Annotated in this window: 6 protein-coding genes; 2 read left to right on the top strand and 4 right to left on the bottom strand. The window is 61.7% G+C overall.

All coding sequences use genetic code 11. The annotated features are described in order from the left end of the window. Together AAC126_RS13385 and AAC126_RS13380 are read left to right on the top strand one after the other, a co-directional pair. Positions 1–464 (top strand): amino acid--tRNA ligase-related protein (locus AAC126_RS13385; protein WP_339854119.1); only part of this gene is annotated, 464 nt, incomplete at its 5' end. 3 nt (positions 465–467) lie between these two features. Beyond that, positions 468–3,161: a glycosyltransferase gene (locus AAC126_RS13380; protein WP_339854118.1), complete on the top strand. Its 2,694-nt coding sequence runs from the start codon at positions 468–470 to the stop codon at positions 3,159–3,161. Here the strand turns inward: AAC126_RS13380 and asnB are convergent. The 4 genes from asnB to rfbD form a co-directional block, all read right to left on the bottom strand. Further along, positions 3,158–5,008 (bottom strand): asparagine synthase (glutamine-hydrolyzing), encoded by a 1,851-nt coding sequence (asnB, locus tag AAC126_RS13375; RefSeq protein ID WP_339854116.1) that lies wholly within the window; start codon positions 5,006–5,008, stop codon positions 3,158–3,160. The genes AAC126_RS13380 and asnB overlap by 4 nt on opposite strands. A 151-nt stretch (positions 5,009–5,159) precedes the next feature. Continuing rightward, positions 5,160–6,281, bottom strand: a complete 1,122-nt coding sequence (locus AAC126_RS13370) for a M23 family metallopeptidase (protein WP_339854115.1) — start codon at positions 6,279–6,281, stop codon at positions 5,160–5,162. A gap of 25 nt (positions 6,282–6,306) precedes the next feature. After that, positions 6,307–7,173 carry a glucose-1-phosphate thymidylyltransferase RfbA gene (gene rfbA, locus AAC126_RS13365; RefSeq protein ID WP_339854114.1) on the bottom strand — a complete coding sequence of 289 codons (867 nt, stop codon included), beginning with the start codon at positions 7,171–7,173 and terminating at the stop codon, positions 6,307–6,309. A 19-nt stretch (positions 7,174–7,192) separates the two neighbouring features. Continuing rightward, complete coding sequence (gene rfbD / locus AAC126_RS13360) at positions 7,193–8,074, bottom strand: dTDP-4-dehydrorhamnose reductase (RefSeq protein WP_339854112.1); 882 nt, start codon at positions 8,072–8,074, stop codon at positions 7,193–7,195. Position 8,075: the final 1 nt, after the last annotated feature.

Raw genomic sequence — 8,075 nt, 5'->3', positions numbered from 1 at the left:
AAGCGACCGGCAAGATCGACTTCTCGCACAACCCGTTCTCCATGCCGCAGGGCGGTCTTGAGGCACTGGAAACCCAGGAGCCGCTGGACATCCTCGCCTACCAGTACGACATCGTCTGCAACGGCATCGAGCTCAGCTCCGGCGCCATCCGGAACCATCTGCCGGAAGTCATGTACAAGGCCTTCGGCATTGCCGGATACGATGCCGAAGTTCTGGAAGACAAGTTCCGCGGCATGCTGAACGCCTTCAAGTACGGCGCCCCGCCTCACGGTGGCATCGCGCCGGGTATCGATCGCATCGTCATGATGCTGGCGAACGAGCCGAACATCCGCGAGGTCATCCTGTTCCCGCTGAACCAGCGGGCCGAGGATCTGATGATGGGCGCGCCGAGCGAAGCAGAGCCACAGCATCTGAAGGAACTCAGTGTCCGCCTCGCCCTGCCGCCAAAGCCAGCCGCCGGATAAGTCATGCTTGGTGCCGCCGAGGCGTTTCAACGCGCGCAGGCGGCACTCGCCGACGGAAAGCCGGACGAAGCAGCCAGACTGTTTCGTCTGGTCTCCGAGCAGGCCAAAAACGATGCGGCGAGCCTGATCCATCTCGGCCAGATCGAAACGAGCCTTGGTCATCCCCGCGCCGCCAAAGAGGCATGGCAAAAAGCCCTGCTGCGTCAGCCATCGAACGCCTCCGCCCTCGCCTTTATCGCGGATCATCTGGCCGCCGGGGCGCCTGATATCTCCGTTGCTCCATACTATGAACGTCTGCGCATCCTGCTGCCCCGGCATGCAGGCCCCGCCCGGCTTCTGGCCCAGATCTATGGTGCGGCAAAGCAGACTGGCCGAAGCCTGAAGCGCCATGCGGAAGCTGCCCGCCTCGATGCCGGCAATCCCGACGCCCATGCTCGCCATGCATCGGCCCTGCACGGCGCCAACCGTCTGACGGAGGCTCTACAGGCCTTCCGGCGCGAGGCCCTGCTGGCACCTGCCGCCCAGGAGGCCTGGTTCAACCTTTCGGTCATTGAACCCGCTCTCGGCGACCGGGAACAGGGGCTCGCCGCCATTGCCCGCAGCCTGACCCTCCGTCCGCTCGACGCCCCGGCATTGGCCCGGCAAGCCCAACTTCGGCGGCGCCTCGGAAAGCCGGGAGCGGATGCCAGCACGCGCAGATCCATTCTGCTCGACCCGGCCGTCTCCCGGGCACTGGTGACACCGGCCCGCACCGGAGACGCTCAAGCTGCCGCGCACTGGTGGTGCATCAGCCAGGGTACGGAACCAGGCATGTTGCATATGCGCGCGCTGATCACGGCCGGACGCGCTGATCAGGCGCTTGCCGTCCTCGGGGAGATGGAAACCGGCGACACTGCGCCTGACGAGATCCTGCTGCTCGCCGCCGAGGCGCAGCGCCAAACCGGCCGCACGGATCTTTCGCTGCCGAAAACCCAGTACCAGCAATGGCTGGACTCCCTGCCGCCGTCAGAGCAGGAAGTACCGGCTGAAACCCGCACCTTCTCCATCCTGCTGCCGGTCTACAATCCAAACCCCGCGCATCTCCGCGAAGCCATCCAGTCCGTCCTGGACCAGAGTTACGGACGCTGGGAGCTGTGCATCGCCGATGATGCCTCCAGCGATCCCGAAGTCGCTCGTATTCTGCGAGAAGCCGCAGCCGCCGACCCTCGCATCAAGCTGGTGACCCGGGCCGAGAACGGCCATATCTCGGCCGCGTCGAATTCCGCGCTGGAACTGGCGACGGGCTCGTTCATCGGCCTGCTCGATCATGACGACCGGCTGGCGCCCGATGCCCTCGCCGAAACGGCCCGGGCACTGGAGGCCCATCCGGATCTGGATCTGATCTATTCCGACGAGGACAAGATCGATGCGAACGGCAACCGGTTCTCTCCACACTTCAAACCGGCCTGGGACCCGGATCTGTCACTGATTTCCAACTATATCTGCCACTTCACAATCATACGGCGGATGCTCGTCGAGGCTGTAGGCGGATTTCGTATCGGTTATGAAGGCAGCCAGGACCACGACCTCGTGCAACGGGTTGCCGAGAGGAGCACGCCCTCCCGGATCGGCCATATTCCGCGTGTTCTCTATCACTGGCGCGCCGCTGGTGAATCAACAGCAACCTCCATCGAGGCTAAACCCTATGCGATCGCCGCCACCGGCCGGGTAATCAGGGATGCACTTGTCCGGCGGGGCGCGAATGCACGGCCCGAGCAACAGCGCGGACGATGGCGATTACTGCGTCCTCGGCCCAACGCACACGCCACCTCCGTTATCATCCCGACCCGCAATCGGGTAAATTTACTGAAAACCTGTATAGACGGGTTGTTGACGCAGACGGACTACAGCCCGCTCGATATCCACATCGTCGACAATGGCAGTGATGATCCAGAAACGCTGCGCTATCTCGACCTCCTCTCACACAGGGTCAATATCTCGATCCTCCGGGATAATGGCGCCTTCAATTTTTCTCGACTCTGCAATCTCGGCGCCCGAGAGACCAAGAGCGACCATCTGTGCTTTCTGAACAACGATATCGAGCCCGCGAACCCGGACTGGCTGACGGAACTGGTGGCCGAAGCAGCCCGACCCGAAATCGGCCTTGTCGGCGCCAAGCTACTTTACCCGGACAGAACCGTACAGCATGCCGGTATCGCATTTTCGGGTGAGCATGTGGCCCGTCACACCAATATCGGGATCTCGCAAAATGACGGCGGCTATTGGGGGCGGGCAATGCAGGCCCAATCCCTGTCCGCCGTCACCGGCGCCTGCATGGTGATGCGGCGGAAGGTCTTTGAAGAAGTCGGCGGGTTCGATGAAGCGCTCGCCGTCGATTTCGGCGACATCGATCTCTGCCTGCGCGTCCGGAAAGCCGGATACCGGATACTCTGGACACCGCATGCCTTACTGATCCACCATGAGTCAGCATCACGCGGCAGCGTTATCACACCGGAAAAAGCGGTGCTTTACGATCTTGAGCGAGCCTTCATGGTGGACCGCTGGGGCACGCTGCTCGACGATGATCCCGCCTACAATCCAAACCTTTGTATCACCCCTGAGCGCCCGGCTTTTACTTTACCGGAGAAGCCGCGCCCGCTTCAGGCGATCGTACGGACCGGGTCTTTCGTGACCGTCAATCATCAGAAAACGGATTAAGCAGCGCGCTGTTCGGGTTCGGCGCCGTTCATCTCCGCCCAGAGCTGAACGTTCATCATCAGCCAAAGGCGCCAGCCGGAAATGATACGGCCCTCCTCGAGCGCCTTCTGTAGATTGACCATAACCCTTGGATTGAGGAGTCCTGTCGCCTGAACACGCTCCGGGCGGAGGATATCGAGCACGATATCTTTCAGCGGACCGTTGAGCCACATGGTGAGGGGGAACTCGAAACCATGTTTCGGGACCTCATCGAATCCTTTCGGCAGCAGCGGGCGAGCGACATCGATCAGGATCTTTTTGATACCACTGTCCTTGTAGCTCAACCGCATCGGCGAGCCGGAAGGCGGGGCAGCGATCTTCGAGCCAGCCGGGAGCGACAGGCCCAGATTGATGATCGTCGGATCGAGATAAGGAACCCGGACCTCAAGCGAGTGCGCCATGGAGGTCGCGTCGATATCGCGCAGCAGCTGGTTCTTGGTATAACCGCGCAGTGTCAATGCGGTCAGGCGAGAAACCCGGTCCGCATCCGGCAACTCATCAATCGACCGGTACTCGTCCATCGTCACACACGGAGCCGAATTGCGCAGCCCCTCCGAAATCACCAGGTTGACTTCGGTTGCGTTGAAGGTCGCATGAAAGGTGCCGGCCCGCTCCGCATAAGTCTCAAGGAAACGGGATTGATTCCGGCTACGGCGCAGCATGTGCGCATGCCACGGATAGCCCATGAACAGATCGTCCGCGCCGGTACCGGAAATCGCGACCTTCACATCCCGGCTGGCAAACTGAGAGACAAAATAGGTGTTGAGCCCGTCGACAGACGGCTGATCTAGTCCCGCGACGATGCTCATGAGATTGTTGCGTACCATCTCGGCAGTCACTTCGAAGCGCTCGTGTTTCGCGCCGATATGCCGGGCAAAGGCAGAGGACATTTCCGTCTCGTCGATGTCCTCGAGTCCTTCGCCGAAACCGACGGAATAAGTGCGAATGTCCTGCCCCGCTTCCTGAGCCATCAGTGCGCACAGAGTTGCACTGTCGACACCGCCGGAAAGGAAGGCACCGATTGGCGCATCGCTGACAAGCTGCGCCCTGACGGTTTCGCGCAGTGCCTCGCCCATTACTGCGACCTGTTCCCTGTAATCCGCCTTCGCCAGCTCCGGAAACATGTTGGCCCGCAGCTCATAGTACCGCGCCGAAGAGACCTTGCCGCCCTCGATCACCAGCATCTCAGCCGGCTCGACCATACGTACATCGCGGATCAGGGTCTTAGGCTGGAAGACCGACCCGTTTTCGAAAAGCCCGCGCAGCGCCCCGCTATCGACCGTCCGTTCGACCAACCCACTGGCCAGCACTGTTTTCATCTCCGAGCCGAAGACAAAGGCGCCACTCCCCGTACTTGCGAGCAATAGCGGCTTCACCCCAAGCGGGTCCCGAGCGAGGACAACTTTCGGCGTCTCCGAAGATGCCCTGAAATCAAATATCGCAATCGCGAAAATGCCCCGAATTCGGGCAAAACAGTCCGTTCCGAACTCGGCATAGAGATTGAGGACAACTTCAGTGTCGGAATGCGAACGGAAACGATAGCCGCGCTCCTCCAGAAGCTCTCTCTGCTCGTCGGCATTATACATTTCGCCGTTGTAGACCATCCAGATCTTACGATCCGGGGTGGCCATCGGCTGATCGCCCGCCGCGCTCAGATCCTGGATCGAGAGCCGGGTCATTCCAAGAGAATAGCGTCCCTGCGTAAAGGCAGCGGAGGTGTCCGGGCCGCGATGCTCCATCACAGCGATCATGCTCTCGACCGCATCCGCGCTGCCTGGATGATTGGCGACTCCGCAGATGCCACACATGCCGTCCGCTCCTATTCACGCATCACAACTATCGCCTGCCAAGGCATCGCCCGCACAAGGCGTAGCAATCTTCTCGCGGCGAACGTAGAAGCTGCGGACAGGACACGCAACCCGCATCCCTGCAGTACCGCTCAGGGCTATTCACAACGCGTTAATTGATCGTGACTGCAACGGATTTTTGCGCATTTTCCGCGCCCGGGCCGGATGGCCGTTCGACCTGGACGACACCGCGATAGGCTCCCGAAGGCCAATCCTTGCGCGCCTTCTTGCCGATATATTTGAAGGTCCGGAGCTGGGCTTTGTCCTGCACCCAGTCCGTTTCCGCCAGAACGGCGCCATCGGCTCCCGTGAAACGCATGGAGACACGGTCGCCCTTCCTCAAACCGTAAAGATCCGCCCACAGCACCAGAAGTGGGGCATCGGGTTTCACCGGTGCATCGGTGAATTTTCCATCGGACACGCCAAGCGTATCCGGTGCCTCGCCGGCGATCCCGATAGCCTGGATCAACGGCGCCGAATAGCGGACTTTCTGCAGCACGGATTTCTGCCAGAGCGGGGCGGCTCCGATGCCGCAGGCTCCTTCCTTTCCGCCCAGACCGACGAAGGGATCGACAACCTTGCCGTCTTTCTCGAACTGGACATGGAGATGCAGGAACTCGGTCGATCCGGACAATCCGACGAGGCCGAGGCGGTCACCGCTGACCACCGTGTCGCCCGCCTTCACGGACACACTACCGCGCTTCATGTGGCAATATTGACTGGCCCAACCGCCGCCATGATCGATCCGCACGCCATTTCCACAATCCCGGCCCTTCAGGGATTCCTTGCCGGCAATCCGGATATTCACGTCCGGCATCTCGTCCCGGATACCGACGACCTTGCCGGTCGCCGCCGCCAGCACGGGCACCTCGTCCCGGTTCAGGCGGCGCGGGTCGGCGATGGCGAAATCGACGCCCTTGTGCCCGTCCACGGTCATCGCCCCGCATTGATAGTCGCGGCGGCCCTTGGTCGGATCCAGATCGACATATTTCAGCGGCCAGCAATCAACGCCCGGATCACAGTCAAGCGGCATGGAAAGCGGCAGCGGCGACGGCTCTAGCGCACTCAGATCCAGCGGTGCCCGCTCCGAGGTCTGGGCCATCACCGTCTCCGATGCCATGGCCTGTGTCGGCCGCGCGGCGTCTTCGGGAGAGAGCACCGCCGTCAGGAACCAGACGAACGCTCCGCCGACGAGCATCACAAACGCTATGTAAACCGCGATCAGTCGTCCCAAAACCAGCTCCGCTCCCGGTGAATTTCTAGCCCTTCACCAACGACCGCAGATAAATTCCGTAACCGCTTTTCGCCAGCGGCTCGGCCAGCTTCAGAAGCTGCGCGTCGTCGATATAGCCCATATGGTGAGCGATTTCCTCGACGCATGCAATTTTCAGCCCCTGGCGTTCTTCCACCGTACGGACGAACTCGGACGCCTGCAGCAGCGAGTCATGGGTGCCGGTATCGAGCCAGGCATAACCGCGCCCCATCCGCTCCACATGCAGATCGCCCCGTTCCAGATAGACCTTGTTCACATCAGTGATCTCAAGCTCACCACGCGGCGAGGGCTTGATCGACTTGGCGATCTCGATCACGTCCCGGTCGTAGAAATAAAGCCCGGTTACCGCCCAGTTGGAATTCGGGTTTTCCGGCTTCTCAACAATCTCGTTCGCCTTGCCTGCCTCATCGAACGAGACAACGCCATAGCGCTCCGGGTCCCGGACATAATAGCCAAACACCGTGGCGCCGCTTTCGCGGTCGGCGGAGCGTTGCAGCATCTCGGTCAGGCCATGGCCGTAATAGATATTGTCCCCGAGGATCAGGGCGGCGGTGTCGTCCCCGATGAAGCTTTCACCGATGATGAAGGCCTGGGCCAGGCCGTCCGGCGAAGGCTGCACCCGGTATTCGAGAGAGATGCCCCACTGGCTGCCGTCGCCGAGCAGACGCTGGAAGCCTTCCTGGTCCGCGGGCGTGGTGATGATCAGGATATCCTTGATCCCCGCCAGCATCAGCGTGCTGAGCGGGTAATAGATCATCGGCTTGTCGTACACAGGCAGGATCTGCTTGCTGACGCTGACGGTCAGCGGGTAGAGCCGTGTGCCGGACCCGCCGGCGAGGATGATCCCTTTCATCCCTCTCCCTTTCTCTCGTTTATTCAGTCTCGGCCAGCAGGATCTCGAGCACTTCGTCGAGACCATCCTGCCAGGGCCGGCGCGGCACAGCGAAGGCCGCGAGGATCTTAGACGCATCGAGCACGGAATTGGTTGGCCGTTTCGCCGATGTCGGATAGTCGCTCGCCGGAATGGCCTCGACCCCGGGGCGGCGGCCCCAGACCGGCTCCGCACCGGCAAAAATCGCCTCGGCAAAACCATGCCAGCTTGTCCGGCCTTCGGCCGTGTAGTGGTAGGTGCCCCAAGCGCTCCGGTTGCCGTCGGCAATCCGGCTCGCAATGGTCAGAATAGCGTCCGCAATGTCAGCCGCCGATGTCGGTGCGCCGAACTGATCGGCAACGACCCGCAGCTGGTCACGGTCTTTGCCAACCCGCAGCATTGTCTTCACGAAATTGGCGCCATGGGCCGCATAGACCCAGGAGGTGCGCATGATGACATGCTCATCCAGCACGGCCCGCACCGCCTGCTCGCCCGCTTCCTTGGAGGCGCCATAGACGCCGAGCGGGGCCACCGGATCACTTTCCAGATAGGCGCCGTCCTTGCTGCCGTCGAACACATAATCCGTCGAGATATGGATCAGCGGGATACCGGCTTCTTTCGCGGCGGCGGCGAGATTGGCCGGACCGTCGCGATTGATGGCATAGGCCGCGTCCCGGTCCTCTTCCGCCTTGTCCACCGCCGTGTAGGCCGCCGCATTGACGATCAGGGACGGTTTGATCTTTGCCACGGCCGCCTGAACGGCGGCCGCATCGGAAATATCGAGATCCGCCCGGACAAGCCCTGTCACGTCATGACCGTGCTGCGCCGCGCGCGCCAGCAGCTCCGTACCGACCTGCCCGCCGGCACCGGTGACGAGGATCATG

It is taken from the genome of uncultured Nisaea sp. (assembly GCF_963974195.1).
Lineage (GTDB): Bacteria > Pseudomonadota > Alphaproteobacteria > Thalassobaculales > Thalassobaculaceae > Nisaea.
The sequence above is the reverse complement of the archived record's forward strand: the minus strand, read 5'-3'. Positions and strand labels throughout refer to the sequence as shown.